Raw genomic sequence first — 23,101 nt, forward strand, 5'->3', positions numbered from 1 at the left:
CCAACGGAGCGGGATGGGTGTGGTATAATTAGAACAACAGTTTGAAGCCAAGAAAAGAGGAATACCATGGAACCTTTAGCGTCACGCCTGCGTCCGTCGAACATCGATGAGGTCATCGGGCAGAAACATATTGTGGGGGAGGGGAAGATCCTGTCCTCCATGATCGGGAATAAAAAATTGCTCAACATGCTGTTCTACGGACCGCCGGGGACCGGCAAGACCACGATTGCCAGGCTTCTGGCGGATCTGACGGACCGCCAGTTCTTCATGCTCAACGCCTCCACGGATTCGCTCAAGGATGTGCGGGAAGTCCTGGATCAGCTCAATACCATGATGGGGTATCAGGGGATCATCCTGTACATCGATGAAATCCATATGTTCAACAAACGGAACCAGCAGGTACTGCTGGACTACATTGAGGACGGCCGCGTCATACTGATCGGATCCACGACGGAAAATCCGCATTTTGCGGTGTTCAAGGCGCTGGTGTCCCGCTGTCTGGTCATTGAGTTCAAGCCCCTGGATCCGGCGGACATCCTGAAAGGACTTGATCGCGGCATGGAGGTGCTGCGCCGGGAAAACAGCCTGAAGGAGTTCCGGGTGCCGAAAAAAGTCCTGGGCAACATCGCAGCGCAGAGCGATGGCGATATGAGAAAAGGCCTCAATGCCCTGGAGATGCTCTTTATCAGCCGCTACGGCGCGGGCTCCGAGGTGGTGGAAGTGACCGAAGCGGATGCCGAGGCGCTGCTGGGGCGCAAGATGCTCAACTATGACTCCGACGGGGACAGCCATTATGATCTGCTGTCTGCTTTCCATAAATCCGTGCGCGGATCCGATCCGGACGCAGCCATTGTCTACCTGGCCATGATGCTCAAGGGCGGGGACCTGCTGTCCGTGTCCCGCCGGCTGCTGTGCATTGCCAACGAAGACATTGGCCTGGCCTATCCCATGGCAATCCCCATCGTCAAGGCCGCGGTGGACACCGCGCTCCAGCTGGGCATGCCCGAGGCGCTGCTGCCATTGTCCAATGCCACCGTACTGCTTTGCACCGCACCGAAATCCAACAGTGCTCCCATGGCTTACTGGACCGCCGCCAAGGCCATTGAGCAGCAGAACATCGGAGAAATCCCTGCGGATATCCGGGATGGCCATTACAGCGGCGCTCAGGCCCTGGGACGGGCTCAGCACTATAAGTATCCTCACAGCTTTCCCGGTCACTGGGTCGCCCAGCAGTACATGCCGACGGGACTGACCGGCCAGACCTTCTACGAGTACGGGGACAACAAGATGGAGGACACCACCCGAAAATACTGGGAGGCGCTCAAGGCGGAAGTTCTGCGTCAGGAAAAAGACAGCAGGAAGAAATAGAACCCATCGATTGGGCAGCAGGGGTGGACCGATTGCCCTAAAGAACATAAAAAAATCAATTGAATCAAAAATACCCAGGGATCCGTTCGGACGGATTGCCTGGGTATTTTTGATCAGGAAAAACAGGGTTTTGGCCAGTGCCTTAACTTAGGATGCAGATGATAAACAGATGATGTTTAGCATGGATACAGAAAAAAGACGAATAGGGCACTTTAACATGAAGATAGAAAAACCATTGGGATAACAAAATAACTTGATGTGGATCAACTTGTGATGAAAACTGAAAAATCAAGTGTTATTTACAACTTCTCAATTATTGTGAATTATTTAATTGGAGGCGACATTTTTGGGAAGGAGTGACCTTATGATGAAAAAAAATACAACTAAATTCATAACTTATCAATTTTTGGGAAAACGATTGTATTCGGATTGTGGTCATTCTATAATAATACTTGTAAATACGTAAACGATTAAGTTTGCGGATAACCTAATCATATGGGGGTATTGTTATGGATTATTTAAGCAAAGCGAACAGCATGTACCTTTGGCTCGCTGTAAGCCCGGTCGTTTTGATCGTAGCCCTGCAGGCCATCATTTTCGTGCGCAAGGCTCTGGAAAGCGCCAAGTACGCGGACCTCTCCCACGATGAAGCCATGAAGGCGTTCCGGGTTGGCGCAACGTCAGCCATCGGACCGGCTCTCGGCGTATTCGTCGTAATGCTCGGCCTCATGGCAGCCATCGGCGGACCGCTGGCCTGGCAGCGTCTGGCCATCATCGGTGCCGCTCCGACAGAACTGGCAGCCGCCAACATGGCAGCTCAGGCTCAGGGCGTATCACTGGGTGGAGAAGGCTACAAACTCCTCAACTTTGCCAATGCAACCTGGGTTATGGCCCTGAACGGCAGCGCCTGGCTTTTGACCACCGCTCTGTTCTCAGACAAGCTGGAAAAGATCACTCATAAAGTATCCGGCGGCGATGCCAAGAAGATCGGTATCCTCGGAACCGGAGCGATGCTCGGAGCCATGGGATTCCTCGTCTCCAATGAAATCAACAAGGGACTCAAACCCGGTGCCGGCGGAATCATTGTGGCCGCAGTTGCCGCTTTCGTGTCCATGCTCGTCCTTGAGCGGATCGCTAAGAAAATCCCGAAACTGGTCGAATTCAATCTGGGCATCGCCATGGTCATCGGTATGATCGCGGCAGTTGCTTACAACCACATGTAGGAGGGGAAGAACATGGAAAACAAAGAAGCTTTATACGAGCAGCATTTTACAAAACAGATCATCAAGTGGGGTCGTCTGACGAACCTGATCGCCATCCCACTGTGCTTCATTCCTGCCGGCGTCATGGCTCTGGTGTTCGGAGCAATGCCTCCCGTCGCTGACATCTTAAAGGGCTGGGTCCTGATCGCATCCATCTATGGCATCTACGCCATCGTTGAACCCATTTCCTACTTCCCGGTACTGGGTCTGCCCGGAACCTACATGTCCTTCCTCGCCGGAAACATCGGAAACATGCGTGTACCATGTTCTGCCGTGGCTCAGGAAGCTGTCGGCGTTGAGCCAGGCAGCAAGCGGGCAGAGCTCGTTTCCACCCTGGGTATCGCCGGATCCATCATCACCAACCTGATCGTTGTGACCATCGCAGCTGTGGGCGGAGCCGCCATCATGAGCGTCATGCCTCCCATCGTGATCGAAGGCTTCAAGTATGTATCCACTGCCATCTTCGCCGCTGCCTTTGGCATGTATGCTGTCAAGAAACCGATTCTGGCCGTTTTTGCTCTGGCTCTTGGATTATTCCTGGTCGTCGTGGTCAAAGTTATTCCGGTCTACTTCATGATTCCGATCGTTGTCTTCAGTACGGTTGGTTTTGGATTCTTCCTCAACAGCCAGCAGGCGAAAAAAGCGTAACCATTACAGGATCTTCTCCCGGGTTACCCCCGGGAGAAGGCACATCCTGATATTTTTTTTGACCATAAGGAGGTTTCAATGGACATCACAAGATTAATGGATGAAGTCAAAGACGAACTGATTCGTTGGAGACGGGATCTGCATCAGATTCCGGAACAGGGAAACGAACTGCCCCAGACGGTGGCATATGTTACTGGAGTCCTGGATTCACTGGGCATTGAGTACAAGACCAATGTCGGCGTGAATTCCTCAATCGTGGCCACCATCACCGGAACCGGAGCCGGCAACGGCAAAGTCATCGCCCTGCGCGCTGACATGGACGCTCTTCCGGTTGTGGAAGACACAGGTCTGCCCTTTGCTTCCACTAACGGCAGCATGCATGCCTGCGGCCATGACGGTCACACCTCAATCCTGCTGGCAACGATCAAAGTCCTGAATTCCATGAAGGATCAGTTCGGCGGAACCATCAAGTTCCTGTTCCAGCCGGGTGAAGAAGTCTCAGCCGGAGCCCGTCCGATGGTTGAAGGCGGCGTGCTCAAGAACCCCGACGTTGACTGCATCCTGGGTCTGCATATCGGTCATCTCAGCGATGACAGCAAACCAGGCACGTTCTCCTTCCGGCAGGGCCCCATGATGGCATCTCTGGACCGCTTTACCCTGAAAGTCAAGGGCAAAGGTTCACACGGCGCTTATCCGCACCAGTCCAAGGACACCATTGTCATCGCCAGCTACATCGTAACCGCTCTGCAGGAGATCATCTCCCGTGAAATCGAGCCGGCTGAGCCAGGCGTTGTTACCATCGGCAAATTCCATGCCGGAACCACCTACAACGTCATCCCCGGTGAAGTTGAAATCGAAGGAACCGCCCGCGCAGTGACCGCAGAAACCCGTGCTATGCTGGAAACCCGCATCGGTGAAATTGCAGAAAGCATTGCCAAAGCATTCCGCGGCAGCGTGGAATTCAAATACTTCCGCGGCGCTCCTCCGCTGATCAATGACAGCGAAATTACTGCCAAGGCCTATGAGTCCGCCAAGGAACTCTTCGGCGAAGACCGCGTACTCTACATGACCAAACCGGTCATGGGCGGAGAAGACTTTGCTGAATACCTGCAGGAAGTACCCGGAACCTTTATCTTCTTTGAAAACCCGATGGCCATTGACGGTGTCTGCTATCCCCACCACAACGCGAAGTTCGCGATTGATGAGGATCTGCTCCCCTCCGGTGTCGGCCTGTTTGTCAAAGCGGCTCTGGATCTGCTGAAATAGTCCAAAGCAAGGGTTGATTCATTGGCATTTGTTGTAATCACTGGAAAGTGATGCAGCTGCTGTTTGCTGATAATTCAAAGAAAAAGTGCTCTGGAATATCAAAAGATAAAAACAACCAACATTAACAAAAGACAGACTGCGGTCATCGCAGAATTCAATGGAAGTCCCCGGGAAATCTGAACCAGGTTTCCCGGGGACTTCCATCAGTTTTTGCTTTAAGAAATCATTAGACGACAGAAAAATTCAATTTGATAAACGGAGATGCTATTAATCGGGATGAATCATTTGAATTATTAAAGAAAGTGGGTGTTTGTAATGTAATTTATAAACATATTGATTTTATTAAAAGGATTACAAAAATAATCGATGAAATGATAACATATATTTAAATGTAAATACATATGACAGGGGTGTTCTATGAGAAAAACTTTTCTGGTCCTTCTGGTCGGTCTGTTCCTGGTGACTGGCTGCAGCTCTTCCCTTGATTCCTCCACAGTTAACTCGGTAAATGTAGGCAGCAATCCGGACGGGTACCAGGGGGTGCCCAATCTGTCCATGAAAGTCCATGAATATACCTCCAAGTACAATGAGTTAATCCGAGCACAATTTCTCACAGAACAGAAAGTGGATCAGGTGGGGGACGACTACTATATCGGTTCGGCCAAAAAAGTACTGGAAGGGACTCTGCTAAACCCGTCGACAGCAGTCTACAATGAATCCAGAGTCCTCGAGAAGGATCCATACGGGCGAGCAATCATTCACCTGGATGTATCCGGGCAGAATGCCTTTGGCGGTTACGCCAGGAATGATTTTTACGTTTGCATTACCAAAATGGACAAGAAAGGAAATTTCGAATACTCCTCGACGTTCAGTCAAGTGAAGGAATATTCGAGTATTCCTGTGCTGAAAATCATGAATCAATTCGGACTCCATCCGATGGAATCCAAAATTGAGGGCGTGATGATACCGGATGGGACGATGATCGCGGATGAAACCATTCATCTGACAAAAACGCAGGACTTACTGATGTCGAGCTTTGTGAATGAGGATGTTATCATCGGGATTTATTCTGACTCAGCCCTGGGAAATGTTTCCGCGGTTACCACCGGTGTTTCGAACTACAATCCAACCGGCGAGGAGTACCGGGAGACCAGCAATGGAGTGTTCCGTTCAGCGATCAGGACCCTGACTGGCATGACTGACAAGGAAGCTGGAAAGATCCTGGCCAGAATTCTGGAGAGCAAAGACCTGATTCCTTCTAACAATCCAGCCTTCTTCCAGGATCAGCTGCTGTACGAGATGAATAAAACACAAAACGGCCTGGAGCTGACCATCACAGCCATCAGCAAATCAGATTATAAAGCGGGCTTCTATTGGACGCCGAATACCACAGGAACGTTCCAGACTCGGCTGATTGACCGCTATCTCCAGGAAAAAGACTATGAGGGCACCATACTGCTGATGGACCGTCTGCTGCTGGATGATGACCGCAAATCTCAGGCTTTCTATGGGAAAGCGGAACAGCTGCTGGCATCAAACCAGCTGTCCGAAGCGGCCGAATACTTTGATAAGGTTGGTTCCTACCGTGATGCCCCTCAGCGGAAACTGGAAGTTTACTATAAAGCAGCCTTAGGGAAGCTCGAAGAAAAGGACTACGCGTCTGCCATCGATTTCTTTGGAAAAGCCATGTCCTATCAGGACAGTGCGGAGAAATTGAAAGAATCCAACTATTTGCTTGCCGTGCAGTACAAAGAGCTTAAGGACTATGAGAAGGCAATTCCGCATTTCCAAAATGCCGGAAATTATTCGGACGCAGCCGATCAGTTCCTGGAGTCAAATTATCTTTATGGCGAGCAGTTGCTGACTTCCGGCCTGGCTGATGAGGCAGCCGTTTATTTCAAAGCCGCAGCGGGTTATCAGGATGCTGCCGGAAAAATTCCGGAATATCATTACCTTCAAGGCAAGCAGAAGGCGGAAATTAAGGATTACCAGGGGGCCATTCTCCATTTTGAAACAGCGGGAGATTATCAGGATGCGAAGGATCACCTGATTCAGTGCAATTATCTTCTGGGGGTTGAACTGCTGGGGCAAGGCCAGGCCGATCAGGCAAGACCATATTTTGATCAGGCCGCGGGATACAAGGACGCAGACACGATCATCCTGGCATGGCATTATGACCTGGCATCGAAATCCCTCGAACAGAAAGAATATGAGTCAGCCCTGGAACAATTTTCGGAGGCAGGTGACTATTTGGACGCTCTCCAGAAAGTGCAGCAGTGTCAGTATGAAATCGGCAAACAGCAAATGGAACAGGGCAGAGTAGAAGAGGGAATAGAGACCCTTCTGCAATGCAAAGACTATAAAGATGCCAATGAGATCATTTTGAACCATTACTACACCAGGGGGCTGGCAGAATTTGACGACTATCTCGAAGCCCTGAATGGCGATTATTACGAAGCGGAAGAATTCGGTAAGGCAGCAATGACATGGTTTGATCAATGCGAGGGCTATAAGAATACCAACACGATCATACAGGCGATGGCCAGCCTGGAGCGATTCCGCATCGGATCCTTCGATATCGAAACAGGCGGGAGCAATACACTGACTCCCTTTGAGGCTGAACTCAAGGAGGGCAAAATTCATCTCTACATCGAACAATATTTCTACAGCAGCGCCACCACACCGCTGGAACTGACCTGTTCTCCGGATATGAGTGAGTTCCAGATCAAAATCTCCAAAATCTTCTCCAATCACTTAAGAGACTATGAGGCATTGAATCGGATGACCTTCCTGGTTGGCTTGTTTACCGAAAAGTTTGACAACCAGGAACTGTACGCCTATCTGGAAGATCCGGATCACTGGACAGCAACCGATCAGGGCGAAAAGCTTGACATCAAGTTTGATGGTTTCAAGCTCAACTTTCAGCATAAGGCCGTGGACAGCATGCACATCGACGCTTATATTACTGGAAAAAAGCTTGATTAATCTGCTTGCAGCATAAAACCAATGCCACCGGGGACTGATTTCAATTCATTGAAATCAGTCCCCGATTCGTTCGGTCAGGAAATATCTGCACCGTCGGACATCCCAGCTTAGACGAATCGAGTTTCCATCCTCCGAGTTTCCATCCTCCGTGTTTCCAGCATCCGGGTTTCCAATTTCTGTGTTTCGCCCCTCCCGGGTTCAATCACGGTTTGTTCAAAAATTAGCGGTAGAATAGAAGCATCAAAGAACAAGGAGGCCGGACATGGAACCCGTATATGTGGTCACCGGAGCGGCCGGTCATTTGGGCAATGTCGTGGTCAGAGAACTTCTGGCGAAGAAGCGGCGGGTCTGGCAGTTTCTTCTGGAAGACGAGCAGAGCGTGGTCGAGGGTACCGAGCGGATCTTTTCCGGAGATGTCACAATCTGCTCCAGCCTGATTCCGCTGTTCGAAGCCCTGGCCCGGGAGCAGGCAGTAGTGATTCACTGCGCCGGCATTGTGTCGATCCGATCAGAGCACTCCGACAAACTGAAGGAAGTCAATGTGGGCGGTACCAGAAACATCGTGGATCTGTGCGTGGAATTCGGGGTTTCGCAGCTTATTTATGTCAGCTCGGTTCATGCCATCCCGGACTCTGTGGGGGGAGCCATCATCCGGGAAATCACATCCTTTTCGCCCGATCAGGTGGTGGGCCAGTATGCCAAAACCAAGGCAGAAGCCTCCGCCTATGTGCTGGCAGCAGCCTCCCGCGGACTGGCTGTCAAGGTCGTGCATCCTTCGGGAATCATCGGTCCCTATGATTATGGCCATGGCCACATGACCCAGATGGTTCTGGATTACTGTGCCCACCGCCTGATTGCCGGCATGAGCGGCGGCTATGATTTCGTGGATGTCCGCGATGTTGCCCGAGGCATCATCGCCTGTGCCGACCGGGGCCGGCCCGGAGAATGCTACATTCTGTCCAATCGTTATTTCGAAATCAGGGAGATCCTGAATCTGCTCAGTGAAATCACAGGCAAACAGAAGATCCGGTCCTATCTCCCCACCTGGTTTATCCGGCGAACCGCCCCGCTGGCGGAACTGTATTACCGGCTGCGCCATGAGTCCCCACTGTTCACCAGCTATTCAATAGAGACACTCACGGCGGACAATCACTATTCCCATGACAAAGCCGCCATGGAACTCGGCTTCCAGACCAGAGACATGCGGCAGACGCTTTATGACACCTGGCAGTGGCTGGCAGCGCAGGGGCGAATCAAGCGCTAATCAGGTAGAGACTATAGGCGAAGCTGTCCGGCTCGTTTGGTATTATGAAAGCAGAAGTCCAGATCAATCCAGATCAATCCAGATAAATCCAGATCAATCCAGATCAATAAGGAAAGGGAAGGGAAATCATGCCGTTACAAATCAAATTTGGAGACATAACAAAACAGGATGTCGATGCCATCGTCAACGCGGCGAACAACTCCCTGCTGGGCGGCGGCGGAGTGGATGGAGCGATTCATCGGGCAGCCGGCCCGGAACTTCTCGAGGAATGCCGCACCCTGGGAGGCTGTCCGACTGGCGAAGCGAAAATCACCGGCGGATACCGGCTCAAAGCACGTCATGTCATCCATACCGTGGGGCCCGTCTGGCAGGGGGGCTGGAAAGGGGAGGAACTGCTCCTGCGCTCGGCTTACCGACGGTCACTGGAACTGGCCCGGGACAACGGACTGGAGTCCGTTGCCTTTCCCCTGATTTCCTCAGGTATTTACGGGTATCCCAAAGCCGAAGTCCTGAAAGTGGCGATATCGGAAATCACAAACTTCCTGGAAGAGACGGACCTGGCCGTAGATCTGATCATCTATGATCGGGAGAGCTTTCAACTGTCTCCGGATCTGGTGGAGGACATCAGCTCCTATCTGGAAGATCAGTTTGAGGACCAGCTGGCAGAAGCTGCCCAAATCGTGGAACATCCGGAGGATGCAGCCCGCAAGCTGCGCCGACGCTCCCTGCAGGAGAGAAATCTGGAGGACCCGGTTTCATTTCTTACCCTGGATCGGGTGGAGCAGAGCCGGCCGCTGGAAGGACCGAACGGCCAAAGGGAACACTATGAGGTTCCACGCCGCAAGGCGGAAACCCTGGAGGACTACCTGAACCGTCCCTGGGAAAGCTTTTCCGAACGACTGCTGCGCCTGATCGATGACCGGGGAATCAGCGACGTACTGGCATACAAACGAGCCAACCTGGATCGCAAGCTGTTCTCCAAGATTCGCAGCAATCCAAACTATCAGCCCAGCAAAGCCACCGTGCTGGCCTTTGCCATTTCCCTGAAGCTGTCGCTGGAGGAAACCCGGGAACTGCTTCGGACCGCCGGATATGCCCTGTCACCAGCCAGCCGGTCGGATCTGATCGTGGAGTACTTTATTCGCAGCGGTATCTATGACATTCATGAAATCAACCAGGCCCTGTTCTACTTTGGGCAGGCCCTGCTGGGCGCCTGATTCCAGGGTTAACATTGCAGAAGCTTTTAATTGATGCGATGTGGCTGGCATTCATTGGAGTCCGATCCAGCTGGCCATTTTGAACTCTTGTCAACTCCAATTCAGACCGGGAGGTGCTCCATGACCTGCAGTGTGATCGTTCCCATCCGAAACAGCGAATCGTTTCTGAACCGATGCCTCAACAGCGTTCTGCGACAGACCTGGACTGACTGGGAACTCCTGTTGATTGATGATGCCTCATCGGACCGAAGCCTGGAGATCTGCTTCAAATATGCCGAATTTGACCCGCGGATCCGGGTGCTGACGCTGGATGGCCGGGGGCCAGGTGCTGCCCGCAACGCAGGCCTTGAGGCCATGCGCGGGGACACCGTGTGCTTTGTGGATTCGGATGACTGGATCGAACCCGACATGCTGGAAGTAATGTGGAACGCACTTCAGCGAACCGGGAGCAATGCCGCGCTGTGCGGCTACCAAAAGGAGTATCCGGATCATGTCAAAACCATGGAGATCCCCTGGCCCGAAGCGGAGCTGAATCAGGTCCAGATCCAGAATGAGGTGATTCCGGCTCTCCTGGGTCCGGATCATCTGATGGGAACACCCACCGTCTTTATGGGCAGCGTCTGGCGGCTGATGATCCAAACCGAGGAGATCACCCGACGCAGCCTGCGGTTTCCGGAGGATCTGCACATCATGGAAGATCTGCTGTTTACCATGACCTTATTCCTTCCACTACCGAAGCTGGCATTGGTTCATCAGCCGCTTTACCATTACCTGATCCATCCTCAATCACTGGTTCACCGCCATGAAAGCCATCTGTATGAAGTGCGCAAGGCAGTCCAGCACCGGCTGGAAAAAGTGCTGAAATCCTATTGGAACGACCAGCTGGCCACCCGGCTCAATATCCGGTATCTGCTGTTTACCAAGACAGCTTTGGAGCGCGAAGCGACCTTCCCGGAACAGACCCCGGAAGAAAAGATGGATCGGATCAAGCAGATCCTGATGGATGACGAACTCAGCCAACGCCTCACGGCCGTTGATCTTGAGGATCTTCCCCAATCGGAACAGGAACTCTATCAAGCCATGGCAAGGCAGGATGCCCCAGCCATCCTGATCCATTTTCTCAAGGACTGACGTTCCGGAATGGACTGTTCCTTACGGATTCCTTATGACGGACTCTTCATGACGGACTCTTCATGACGGACCTTTCCTTTTGGACCGGCATTGGCTCAGGTCCTTGTTCTGGAATTCAGGGAGAGCTCCAGATAGAATCAAGGGAGAGCTCCAGATAGAATCAAGGGAGTGTTTTAAATAGAATCCCGAAAGTGTATCAGCTGGAATCCAGGCATTAAGAGAGCTGGGACCCAGACAGTCTGCACAGGAAAGCCAGAAAAACAGCCCTGTTGAAAATGAATCATATACTATTTGCAGTGGATTCTGCGGATCTGGCCGATACGAGGCGGATCCGCAGGATTCACTGCCTTTTCATTGATCCCTCCGTGCTTGGTTCTCAAATGTCGCCTGGCAGGCGACCTGATCCCTCCGGTTCTTTGCTACAGTGAATACAACGAACGACGAATTTTTGAAAGATCCAGGAGGAAAGAATCAATGAAACAGCAAAATGAAGGGAAAAAGAAAAGGACTGAGGCAGCGGCTATGGGTAGTGAACAGACAGAAGTAGTTTTCATTCTGGATCGGAGCGGATCCATGAGCGGACTGGAAAGTGATACCATCGGCGGATACAACAGCATGCTGAAAAAACAGACGGAAGAACCGGGCACGGCCTGGATCACGACGGTTTTGTTCGATGACAGGGTGGAACTGCTCCATGATCGGATCCCCCTGGCTGAAATGCTGCCGATAACGGATAAAGAATACTATGTCCGAGGTTCCACCGCTTTGCTGGACGCCATCGGTTATTCCATCCAGAAGGTCAGTCTGAGCCAGAAACTGGCACCATCCAAGGCTCGAGCCAGCCGGATCCTGTTCGTCATTACCACGGATGGGTACGAGAATGCCAGCCGGGAGTATTCCTACGATAAGATCCGAAATCTCATTCTGGAGAAAAAGCAGAAGGACGGGTGGGAGTTCCTGTTTCTGGGCGCTAATATTGATGCGGTGGCAGAGGCTGCCAAGTTCGGCATTGAGCGGGATCGGGCCGTGAAATTCACCAACAGCTCCAGAGGTGTCAACCTGAATTACGCGGTGGTGAGTGATGTTGTCAGCAACTACCGCCAGGGAAACCTTATTACCAAAGACTGGAAGGATTCCATCGAGACGGATGAAGAATAGACGAGTCGAGCCGGAAATTAGTTTCAGGCAAAAGGAACGTCGAGATTTGCAGCAGCAGTGAATCGGGCAGCGATGAGGGAAAACAATCGTTAAAACCTGCTGTATAGAAAAAGGCAGGGAAGGCATAATCACCTGAAAGAAACAGAAACATCTCAAAGGAACACGATCACGGAGGTTATGCATGGATCAAGAGGAACTGATCAAACAGATCGAAAAAGAAAAGCGGAAAAAAGCAGAGTTGGATAATGGGGTCAGAAAAAAGTTCGATGAGGAACGGGCCAGGCTCATCCTGGCTCAGATCTTTCCGGAGGAGCTGACGGATACCGTCTTGTCGGATCGGCCTGACATTCAGACCAAGGATGGGCGAATCGGCATCGAAGTGACGGATGCCACCCTTCGGCCGGTCAGGCAGAATCTGGCCATGGTCAGCCGCATCACGGGAAAGACGCGGGATCAACTGAACCGCCATGAAACCGCCTATCTGGGACAGGATCATGTGAATGATTCAGACTGGCAGGGAATGACACTCCCTGGTTTTGCGCTCTGGGGGCCTACGGTGGATTATGCCGCAGCCTATCAGAAAAAAGTGGAGAGCATGCAAAAAGAAGGCTATGGCAGCTTTGAGAAAAATGGTCTGTTCATCTACTCCATGATCGGAGCGGAGGATTCAGAAGTCCAGGCGTTTATCCAGCAGGTCCAGTCCGATGAAGCGAATCCCTACGATCTCATCCTGCTCTGCTTTGAGCACAGCCTGAGAACAATCCAGTATAAGCCCGCAGAGGTCCGGGATTATCCCCTGACCGCCGAGCTCTGGCACAGTGTCAACCACGCTGCGTTTCTGACCGCAGTTGGAATTGAGTACGAGGAGTTTTATCCGAAAGAGAACTAAACAGAGCAGGAGCACCGGCAGCCAGTCCATAAGACAGGCAGCCGGTGTTTTGCCTTATTCTTATCCCATACTCTATTGCCTCGTTCGTCAGCCAAGCTCTTTCAGATATAGAGAATGGCCTGCTGATCCAAAATGCGGGATGAACTGAAGCAGGAATCCTGGGTATTCCTTGGCTTATGTCGCCATCTAGAACATCCACAAGTCCAAACAGTCAGGAAGTCCGCAGGGGAATCTCATGCAACTTCATGAGCGCCAAGGACATAAGTTCTGTATAATGATCAGTGAGTTACACAATCATTGATCAATTTGCAGATTTAGTGGACAAGCGCATGGTCAATGAGCAAGTCAGTGGAAGGAAAGGGAAAGGGCATGAAGGAAACAGATCGAATCAGGATTGAACCGAATTTGACCCGGGCACAGGTCGGGGAGCTGCTGGAATGTTGTCTCCTGTTGGGATTTGAGGCGGAACAGGCAGTGTTTCCGGTGACTGCGACTAAGGGGGACGGGAAGGCTGTGTCGCTGGCGGAGCTGGTAGCTGAGCGGAGTCACCGGACAGCGGATGTGCCGACTGGTTTTCAGTCCGCCACCCGTCAGGCTCGACCGATTCCGGAGCTGGACTGGCGCAGGCGCAAGGGGCTTGAGACACTTTTCTCGATCGGGGAATTTCTGATCGATCAGAATCATGATCAGCTGGCGGACCAGCTGAACTTTAAAATCCGCCTGCCCCTGGAGTTCAGTTGGCATCAGGCCGCCGCTGCGGCCAACCTGGCTTATCGCTTCGGCATGGATACCACTGCCTATGAGGGTCCCATCCTGGCGGAGCCGGACTGGGAGGGGAATGTGATTGAATTCATCCCCGGGGAAGTCTGCCGCCTGACCTGGGAGGAGGGAACCGGCTGTCGGGTCCTCATCGAAGGGGACGGGGAAGACCTGGTGGAACTGATGGCCCAAATGTGTACCCGCTTCCCCGAGGCAAGGCCAGGGACTCCATGGATCCAGCTGCTGCATCAGATGACTGACAGCCTGGCGCTGCGGGATCTGGATGGTCAGCTGGCGAAAGTGCGGGCACTGCAGAAACAGGGTCTGGATGATCTTCAGGTGTCGGCTTCCTCTGAGCTGCGAAGCCGAGTTCAGGAAACAGAACGGGATTTTCCCGGGGTAACGTTTGTCGATCATAAGGCGCCTCGTTCGCTGTGGGAACAATCCGTTGACCTGACCTGGGAAGTTCAGGATCTGCTGGATCTTCTGGAACGGGACGTGTATCCCAGGGTAACACCGGGAGATGAGGTGGTGCTGGAAGCCTGTCTCAGTGAGGACTATGCCGTCCGCGCCACAACCAGCCAGCTGATTCAAGATCACATCCATTCGCTGGGAGCCGGGTGTCGGATCCAGCTGCTGTGCGCCTACAAGCAGGGCTACTCCTGGCTGGAAGAAGCAGTGCTGCCCCAAGTCCGAAACCTGCCGATCCATGAGGTGCTGATTCGGTTTCGGCCATTACTGGCCCCCGGAATCAGTGACTGGGGCGATGTCGACGGGGCCGTTCCAAGCTACCAGCTAGGCGGCGGGAATCCGGAGCGCTGGCTGGATTTGCCCATCCGCCATCTGCAGGAACTATATCCGGCCCATGATCTGGTGACCGATGCTCTGGGCCTGGCCCCGGGTTCGGTCCGGTTTGAGGCGATGGAAGATTCGACCGACTCAGACGGAGCGACCTATCAGTTTGTCGGCCGGAATGAAGCCGGTGACATGCTGTATGAAGCGGCCTATACCGCCAGCTGGAGTGAGCGCCCGTACCTGACCGGGTATCCGGGACTGGGCCTGGTTCATCCGCCCACCGGTCATCTGCGGGTTTGGATCAATGGCACCAGGACCGTGGATCAGCGAATCACGACCGATCTGGAGAAGGTCTGGGACAGTTACCAGAATGAGATCCTGCCGCGGGTCCGGGAAACGATACTGACTCGTTATGGCACGGTAAGGGCCCAGGATCAGCCGTTTTTTACCCGGCTCGAGCTGGATGTGACCCTGAGTGAGCCCGATTTTGCTCTGCCCTGGCGGCAGGATATGATCTCCTCGCTCAACGCCCTGCATGAGGACCTCTACTTTGTTGGCAGCGATTACTTCAGACAGCTGGGACTGGAGCATGGCGATGCGGGCATCGATGCGCCGGGACTGATCCTGCCGCTGATTCATCAGGGGCAGGGGAAGCCGCAGCTGACGGTTCGGCTGCTTCAGGCAGCGGATGCCGCTCCCTGCATCCGACAGGGCGGACAGATCCTTGCGGAGCCCCTGGAACGAAGAGACATCGGCCTCTGGCTGCAGGGACTCAGCCAGACCGATGGCCGGCTGACGGCCCATCTTCAGACGGATTATACGGATGGGGATTTTCTCCAGGCCTATCTGGAGCTGCTGGCACAGGGCAGCCTGTCAGTCAACCGAATCCTGGACGGCGTGAATGCCCTGAGCCTGACTGCGCCGGCGGGGGAGTGGAGCACCGTCCTGCCCGCCCGACCGGTTCGGGAGAAAACCGTAAAGATCACGGAGCTGGACCTCATGGAAGATCGGGTCATCGGAGTCGAAGACTTTGAAGCGTTGACGGAATCCCTTCGCCAGGTTGGCGGCCTGAGTGTTTACCCCATCGCCACCTCCTATGAAGGACGCCCGATCTATGCCTTTGAACTGACCACGGAGGAACCGGGCTATACCTCAAGGACCCGGCGGCTGACCCGCTATCCTTCGCTCTATATCAATGCCCGGCATCATGCCAATGAGGTTTCCTCCACCAACGCAGCCCTGATGCTGCTGCGGGAACTCCTGACGGACGACCGGTGGCAGAGTCTGGCTCAGCGCCTGAATCTGGTGGTGGTCCCCCTGGAAAATCCCGACGGCACAGCCATCCACTATGAGCTGCAGAAGGAACATCCGACCTGGAAGCTCCATGTTGCCCGCTTCAATGCCATTGGCAAGGAATTCTACCGCGATCACTTCAATCCGGATACCATCCATACCGAAGCCATGGGCCTGACCCGCCTGTGGCACCGGATGCTGCCGGACCTGATGATCGACAATCATGGCGTTCCCAGTCATGAATGGGAACAGCCCTTCTCAGGCTATACCTCACCCGCCTACAAGGGATTCTGGATTCCTCGCTCCCTGCTCTACGGCTATTTCTGGACTGTGCGGGATGAGACCTGGCAGGAGAACGTCCGGCTCAACCGCTCGGTGGAAGACGTCATCGCCCAGGCCATCCAGGCTGAGCCGGAACTGACCGCTCACAACGAAGCCTGGAAGGAGATCTTTGAAACCTATGCCCACCGCTGGATGCCGCGCCTGTTCCCGGCCGACTACTACAAGAACATGATCAATTACTGGATCGCCTTTGACCATGATCCGGCTCACCGCTATCCCTCCGTCCGCTTCCCCTGGATCACCAGCGTGGCCTATACCAGCGAAGTAGCCGATGAAACCGCCCAGGGAGAGTACCTGAGACTTTGCGCCAGAGCGCATCTCACCCATGACCTGGCCGTCATTGAGGAACTCAGCCATGCCGTCAGCCATTATGAAACAGAATGTTCCCTCCGGGACGGCGTCCTCCGGCTGAAGGACATCCGGCACCGGCCCCTCCGGTTTCGGACGGACCCCGACTCCCGCCCGGTCGAGTAAACGGGGAGAAGATCGGCTTGGCGCAATTTGACGCCCCCGGATCAACCATGTTCAATCCATTCTTAAAAACTGCTTCTGCCGTCCGTTCCCACCGGTGATGGGGACGGACGGTTCTTTTTGGTGATGGGGACGGACGGTTCATTTCGGCAAAAGGATCTCTCGGGCTCTCAGCGGTCGGACTATCTGGGGCTCGCAATGGCCGTACCCAACCGGCTGGCCAGTGGCCATACCCAACCGGAGGGGCAGTGGCAGTACCCGACCGGAGGCTTGATGTTAAGTTGTCAATCATGAGACCGTTTATGAGAATGTTAACTGAAACCGATTAGGAGGTAAGGGGGGTTGCGGATGTCTGAAATCTTGGAGGCAGCCCGTTTTTTATCGAAAATGGGCAATTTTCAACGGTTTATTGGGGTATAATGAATGTGAAATTTATATTTATATAAAGGAGTTATTTTATGGAACTGATCAAATTACTTGGGATCCTGATCGTGATCGTCGGTTTCGCGTTGAAGTTGGATTCTATCCTCATCGTTCTGGCGGCCGCCGTTGTGACGGCACTGGTCGGGGGAATTGGCGTGAACGGGCTGCTCGAGACACTGGGCAAGTCCTTTGTCGCAAACCGCGCCATGGCCATCTTCATTCTGATTATGCTGGTAACCGGCACCCTCGAGCGCAATGGGCTCAAGGAAGCTGCCGCCAAACTCATCGGCCGATTCAAAGGGGCTTCCCCTGGATTTGTCATTGGCCTTTACGGCATCATGCGCGGAATCTTCGGAGCCTTCAATGTCAGCTTTGGCGGCGTCGCCGGATTTGTTCGTCCGATCATCATGCCCATGGCAACCGGTGCCATTGAGTCCAAGGGAACGAAAGTTCACCCGGAACACCTGGAAGACATCAAGGGGATGGCTTCCGGCATGGAAAACATCGCCTGGTTCTTCTGTCAGGTTCTGTTTGTCGGTGGTTCAGGCGGTCTGCTGGTTCAGTCGACCCTCAAATCATTGGGTTATGAAGTAAGCCTGCTGGATCTGGTCAAGGTGGAAATCCCGGTGGCTATCACCGCGGTCACCGTGGCTATCGTGTACTACTATCTGAAAGACCGTAAGCTCCGTAAGAAGTATTACGGAACGACTGTATAAGGGGGATCGAAGCGATGACATTTTTTACGGATCCGAACGTACTGATCGGAGCAAAACTGCTGGAAGTCCTCTTTATCGTCATGGGTCTGATCGCCGTCTATACCGGAGTCAAGAATCTGACCGACAAAACCAATCCTTCGCCGCTGGGCACGGGCGTCTTCTGGATCACCATGGGCGTCGTTCTGGCCTTTGGCCGCTGGATTCCGAACCTGGTGAACGGAATTCTGATCATCATCATGACCCTGCCCGCCATTCTGCGCAAAGTCAGCAAAGGCCAGCAGAATGTTCCCACCGCGGAGCAGACCGGCGCGTCCTTTGAGCGCATCGGCATGAAAATCTTCCTGCCGGCGCTGGCTATCGGCTTCTTCGCCATTCTGTTCGCCATCTTCACCAAGCTCGGCGCACTGGTAGGAGTCGGGGCCGGCATCTTTGCTGCCATTCTGCTTCTGATGGTGTACTCCTCCAACAACAAGCCGCTGACCTTCCTCAACGATTCCGAGCGTCTGCTGTCAACGGTTGGACCCCTCTCCATGCTGCCCATGCTGCTGGCTTCCCTGGGTGCTATTTTCACGGCAGCCGGTGTTGGCGATGTCATTGCCAAGCTGGTTGGAAACGTCATTCCCCAGGGCAATGTGAACGTCGGTATCATCGTCTATGCTCTTGGCATGATGCTTTTCACCATGATCATGGGCAATGCCTTTGCCGCCATCACCGTCATGACCGTTGGAATCGGAGCTCCCTTCGTACTCGCCTACGGCGCCAACCCGGTACTCATCGGAATGCTGGCTCTGACCTGCGGCTACTGCGGCACTCTGATGACCCCCATGGCTGCGAACTTCAACATTGTTCCGGTGGCCATGCTGGATATGAAGGACCGGATGGGCGTCATCAAGAACCAGGTCATCCCGGCTCTGATCATGGTTACCTTCCAGATCGGCTACATGATTCTGTTCAAGTAGAGTGAACAGAGACTGAAACTGTAACTGAACCTGCAATCCCTTCCCGGAAGAGTACTTTCGGAGAAAGGATCCCTAACAATGAAACAATGAAACTGAAATACGTTGAACAAAGGAGAACACGATGAAAATACTGATTACAGGATTTGATCCGTTTGGCGGAGAAAGCGTGAACCCGGCATTTGAGGCGGTCAAGCTGGTACCGGAGGAAGTGAAGGGAGCACAGGTCATTAAGCTGGAAATCCCCACCGTCTTTACTCGCAGCACCAAGGTTGTCGAAGATGCGATTTTGCTCCATCAGCCGGATGTTGTGCTGAACATCGGCCAGGCCGGCGGCCGTTCCCACATTACCGTGGAAAAAGTCGCCATCAATTTAGCCGAAGCCAGAATTCCGGACAATGACGGCGAACAGCCGCTGGATGCCAAGCTGGTGGAAGAGGGCGAAACCGCCTATTTTGCGACCATTCCGGTAAAAGCCATCGTGGCTCATCTGAAGGACAATAAGATTCCGGCCAGCATTTCCTATACCGCCGGAACCTATGTCTGCAACAGCATTATGTACAATGTGCTGCATCTGACCAAAACGAAATACCCCAACATCCGCGCCGGTTTCATCCACGTTCCGTTTGCCACCGAGCAGGCGGTTGACAAGCCGGTGGGCACCCCATTCATGTCTCTGGCAGAAATTGCCAAAGCGCTGGAGCTTTCCATCGAAGCCATCATCGCCAACGAAGTCGATGCCAAAGTCCAGATGGGAACCATCATGTAACCCAACCTTCAAAAACTAAAGCAAGAATTTGCGTCGAGCCCCATTCACTGGGGCTCGATTTTTGCTTGTCGATAACAATGGGCGAAGCGGATCGATTTTTAAGTACCTGTAGAAATAAATGATAATAGTAATACAATTTACATAAAAGGAGGATGCGGTATAAGAAATTGATCGCAATTGGATTGTGCAATAGGATTTTGATCAGGGATTCCGGTTAGACCAATTGCAATCCCATTCGATCGGTTCACTGCTTCAGATGTCGAGGGAAGGGACGATCCGGTAGAAACTGTGATCAGAGCTGAATTCCAGAAAGGGGAACTTCTGATGAAATTCTTGATTGTTGTGTTATGTTTTTTAACGATGACGGGCTGCACGAAGTTTGGCTCCGCCAATAACCAGATGCCAAATGCCAGCAGCTCAGGAGGACAGGTGAACTCAAACGCGCAAACCCTGGCTGCGGGACAATCGTCTGCGGCTACGGCAGAGAGGATCAGTGCCATTCGAATCGGGGATCTTAAAATCGATGGAATCGTGAAGATTCGCGTGTGCGAAAGCCTGAATTATAATAATAAGGAGAATCAGCTGGTGGAACTTTCACTGGAGGAGTCCAATCGCGTTGTGGAAGAGATGAATCAGCTGGTTCCAGAACAGTTGAACGGCCTGGCCGGCGCCAGCAAAACTTACGAGAAGGGGCGATAGGCTGCTGGATCCTACAGCAGCCTATCGCTTTCTGGAAGTAACCACCCAGTCCGGGGTATCGGTCATTAATTTGTTTGGACAGGATGAGATCATGAAGAATGCCTGGTTAACGGTTCTGAAGTCCGTGCCTTTTGCCAATGCCCCTCAGGCCGAATTGGATCGGGGGAATCTGGTGATGTATGACATTGACTATGAAGGATCGGTTGTTCTGAACAAGATGGTCATGGACTACGCTAAAAAAATAAAAAATAAAAAATAAAATGGCTTAACCCATTCAATTTCCGACGACTCAGGGACTCGCTGCCTGGGTCGTCGCTGCTTTTTTGTGCGTGAAGAAATCCGGAGTAAAAAAAGCTCAGCAAATGTTGGATTCGATGAAGAATCGAATGTTGACATGAATAGTCGGAATACCTATAATTGTATTGTTGAGGAGGTGGGTCGGATTGAAACTGTCTACCAAAGGAAGATATGGGGTCAAAGCCATGGTGGATCTGGCGATTCATCAGGGAACCGAACCGGTATCCATTAAAAGTATCAGTCAGCGCCAGAATATCTCGGAATATTATCTGGAACAGCTGTTCGCACCGCTTCGTCGGGCAGAAATCATCAAGAGCATCCGGGGAGCCCAGGGCGGTTATGAACTGAATAAACCGGCCAGGGATATCACGGTGCTGGACATCATGAACATCCTGGAGGGTCCCATTGAGGTGTCCGACTGTCTGGACAGCGATGCCTGCAGCAACATAGACTGCTGTGCCACGCGGACCGTCTGGAAGAAGCTGAAGGATTCCATCGACAGCGTCATGGGCGCCATTACGCTGCAGGATATTGTGAATGACTATCATAAAAACAATGATTCCATCAATTTTATGACAACGGGGAAAGGGGATAACTAACCAATGGAACAGCAGCCGATTATATATATGGACAATGCGGCGACGACCAAAGTCAAAGATGAGGTCATCGCGGAGCTTTTGCCTTGTTATAACGAAATATACTACAATCCCTCATCGATCTATTCCCAGTCACGCCGGGCCAAAGCGCTCATGGACGTGGCTCGGCAGCGGGTCGCCAAAGCTCTGAACTGTTCACCGGATGAAGTGTATTTCACGGGGGGCGGATCCGAAGCGGACAACTTTGCCATAAAGGGCATCGCGTTCAAGAATCGGGAGAAGGGCAACCATATCATCACCACCACCATCGAGCATCATGCCGTCCTGCATACCTGCCAGTGGCTGGAAAAGCAGGGCTTTGAAGTAACGTATCTGCCAGTGGATAAAGACGGCTTTGTCACGGCTGCGCAGGTTGGCGAAGCCATCCGGGACAACACCATTCTGGTTTCCATCATGGCAGCCAACAACGAAATCGGCACCATTGAGCCCATCGCGGAAATCGGCGCCCTCTGCCGGGAAAAGAAGATTGCCTTCCACACCGACGCGGTGCAGGCCATCGGCCAGATTGCCATTGATGTCAAGGCGATGAACATTGATCTGTTATCTCTGTCCGGGCATAAAATCCACGCCCCCAAGGGCATCGGTGTTCTCTATGTCCGCAAGGGACTGCGCATCGACAATCTGGTTCATGGCGGAGCTCAGGAGCGCGGCCGCCGGGCCGGCACCGAGAATGTCGCCGGAATCGTTGCCCTGGGAAAAGCCATTGAAATGGCCACGGAGCAGCTGGAAGACCATACCCGCCGCATGAGCGCCATGCGGGACCGCCTGATCGAGGGCATCCTCCAGATTCCATATTCCCGTCTGAACGGACCGAGCGGCGACCGCCGTCTGTCCAACAACGTGAACATCATCTTTGAATTCATCGAAGGGGAAGGGATCCTGCTGAATCTCGATTTCGAAGGAATCTGCGCGTCCTCGGGGTCTGCCTGCACCTCCGGTTCTCTGGATCCGTCCCATGTCCTTCTGGCCATCGGACTGCCCCACGAACTGGCACACGGTTCCCTGCGCCTGTCTCTGGGAGATTTCAACACCGATGAGGAAGTAGAAAAAGTCATTTCTGTCCTGCCGGGCATCATAGAGACCCTGCGCAGCTACTCCCCGCTCTGGAACAACCACCTGAAGCAACTGAAGCAGCAGGGCCAGTAACCACCATTGGGACAGCTGCCGGCAGCCTCAGAAACTGCGCCGGACCATGCACTGGGTCCGGGCAAACGCACCATGTTTATTTTAACTAAACTTTAAGATATCAGAAATTGAATCGATTCGGGGAGGAACTATATATGATGATCTACAGCCCAAAGGTAATGGACCATTTTAAAAATCCAAGAAATGTCGGAGAGATGGAAGACCCATCCTCCATCGGTGAAGTCGGAAATGCCAAATGCGGCGATATCATGAGAATCTACCTGAAGGTGGAGAATGATGTTATCGTTGATGTGAAATTCATGACCTATGGCTGCGGCTCGGCCATCGCCTCGTCTTCCATGGCAACAGAACTGATCAAGGGCAAGCCCTTGAGAGAAGCCTGGGAACTGACCAACAAAGCGGTAGCTGATGCGCTGGACGGCCTGCCGGCTGTAAAAATGCACTGCTCCGTTCTGGCGGAGGACGCGATCCATATCGCCATCAACAATTACCTCAAGTCGCAGGGGCGTGAACCATGGGATTATACCGAACATGATCATGATCACCACGAGGCCGAAGAACCGACCACAGTGGATGACGAGGTTTAATCGA

General features: G+C 52.9%; 19 protein-coding genes. All 19 read left to right on the forward strand.

Annotation, left to right across the window (positions count from 1 at the left end; genetic code table 11):
• Positions 1-66 precede the first annotated feature (66 nt).
• Positions 67-1,368: a replication-associated recombination protein A gene (locus NQU17_04985; GenBank protein ID UUM12919.1), complete on the forward strand. Its 1,302-nt coding sequence runs from the start codon at positions 67-69 to the stop codon at positions 1,366-1,368.
• Between the two features lie 509 nt (positions 1,369-1,877).
• A complete protein-coding gene (locus NQU17_04990) occupies positions 1,878-2,591 on the forward strand; it encodes a DUF5058 family protein (protein UUM12920.1) in 714 nt (237 codons plus the stop codon).
• A gap of 12 nt (positions 2,592-2,603) precedes the next feature.
• On the forward strand, positions 2,604-3,278 hold the full coding sequence (locus tag NQU17_04995) for a hypothetical protein (protein ID UUM12921.1): 675 nt from the start codon (positions 2,604-2,606) through the stop codon (positions 3,276-3,278).
• A gap of 78 nt (positions 3,279-3,356) precedes the next feature.
• Positions 3,357-4,544: a M20 family metallopeptidase gene (locus NQU17_05000; GenBank protein UUM12922.1), complete on the forward strand. Its 1,188-nt coding sequence runs from the start codon at positions 3,357-3,359 to the stop codon at positions 4,542-4,544.
• Between the two features lie 417 nt (positions 4,545-4,961).
• The gene (locus NQU17_05005; GenBank protein ID UUM12923.1) at positions 4,962-7,529 is read left to right on the forward strand and encodes a tetratricopeptide repeat protein; all 2,568 of its coding nucleotides are present in this window, start codon (positions 4,962-4,964) and stop codon (positions 7,527-7,529) included.
• Between the two features lie 262 nt (positions 7,530-7,791).
• Complete coding sequence (locus tag NQU17_05010) at positions 7,792-8,793, forward strand: NAD-dependent epimerase/dehydratase family protein (GenBank protein ID UUM12924.1); 1,002 nt, start codon at positions 7,792-7,794, stop codon at positions 8,791-8,793.
• Between the two features lie 128 nt (positions 8,794-8,921).
• A complete protein-coding gene (locus tag NQU17_05015; protein UUM12925.1) occupies positions 8,922-10,010 on the forward strand; it encodes an O-acetyl-ADP-ribose deacetylase in 1,089 nt (362 codons plus the stop codon).
• 120 nt (positions 10,011-10,130) lie between these two features.
• The gene (locus NQU17_05020; GenBank protein ID UUM12926.1) at positions 10,131-11,141 is read left to right on the forward strand and encodes a glycosyltransferase; all 1,011 of its coding nucleotides are present in this window, start codon (positions 10,131-10,133) and stop codon (positions 11,139-11,141) included.
• Positions 11,142-11,663: 522 nt separating this feature from the next.
• Complete coding sequence (locus NQU17_05025) at positions 11,664-12,299, forward strand: VWA domain-containing protein (protein ID UUM13460.1); 636 nt, start codon at positions 11,664-11,666, stop codon at positions 12,297-12,299.
• Between the two features lie 181 nt (positions 12,300-12,480).
• Entirely contained in the window at positions 12,481-13,188 is a 708-nt protein-coding gene (locus NQU17_05030; GenBank protein ID UUM12927.1) for a hypothetical protein, read from the forward strand.
• 369 nt (positions 13,189-13,557) lie between these two features.
• Entirely contained in the window at positions 13,558-16,851 is a 3,294-nt protein-coding gene (locus NQU17_05035) for a M14 family metallopeptidase (protein UUM12928.1), read from the forward strand.
• Positions 16,852-17,306: 455 nt separating this feature from the next.
• Complete coding sequence (locus NQU17_05040; protein UUM12929.1) at positions 17,307-17,987, forward strand: DUF969 domain-containing protein; 681 nt, start codon at positions 17,307-17,309, stop codon at positions 17,985-17,987.
• Positions 17,988-18,001: 14 nt separating this feature from the next.
• On the forward strand, positions 18,002-18,946 hold the full coding sequence (locus tag NQU17_05045) for a DUF979 domain-containing protein (GenBank protein ID UUM12930.1): 945 nt from the start codon (positions 18,002-18,004) through the stop codon (positions 18,944-18,946).
• 121 nt (positions 18,947-19,067) lie between these two features.
• Entirely contained in the window at positions 19,068-19,712 is a 645-nt protein-coding gene (gene pcp / locus NQU17_05050) for a pyroglutamyl-peptidase I (GenBank protein ID UUM12931.1), read from the forward strand.
• A 429-nt stretch (positions 19,713-20,141) separates the two neighbouring features.
• Complete coding sequence (locus tag NQU17_05055; GenBank protein ID UUM12932.1) at positions 20,142-20,411, forward strand: hypothetical protein; 270 nt, start codon at positions 20,142-20,144, stop codon at positions 20,409-20,411.
• Between the two features lie 91 nt (positions 20,412-20,502).
• Positions 20,503-20,670 (forward strand): hypothetical protein, encoded by a 168-nt coding sequence (locus NQU17_05060; protein ID UUM12933.1) that lies wholly within the window; start codon positions 20,503-20,505, stop codon positions 20,668-20,670.
• A 184-nt stretch (positions 20,671-20,854) separates the two neighbouring features.
• Positions 20,855-21,307, forward strand: a complete 453-nt coding sequence (locus tag NQU17_05065) for an Rrf2 family transcriptional regulator (protein ID UUM12934.1) — start codon at positions 20,855-20,857, stop codon at positions 21,305-21,307.
• A gap of 3 nt (positions 21,308-21,310) precedes the next feature.
• The gene (gene nifS, locus NQU17_05070) at positions 21,311-22,510 is read left to right on the forward strand and encodes a cysteine desulfurase NifS (GenBank protein UUM12935.1); all 1,200 of its coding nucleotides are present in this window, start codon (positions 21,311-21,313) and stop codon (positions 22,508-22,510) included.
• A 137-nt stretch (positions 22,511-22,647) separates the two neighbouring features.
• Positions 22,648-23,097, forward strand: a complete 450-nt coding sequence (nifU, locus tag NQU17_05075; protein UUM13461.1) for a Fe-S cluster assembly scaffold protein NifU — start codon at positions 22,648-22,650, stop codon at positions 23,095-23,097.
• Positions 23,098-23,101: the final 4 nt, after the last annotated feature.

The organism is Clostridiaceae bacterium HFYG-1003, from assembly GCA_024579835.1.
Lineage (GTDB): Bacteria > Bacillota > Clostridia > Clostridiales > Clostridiaceae > JG1575.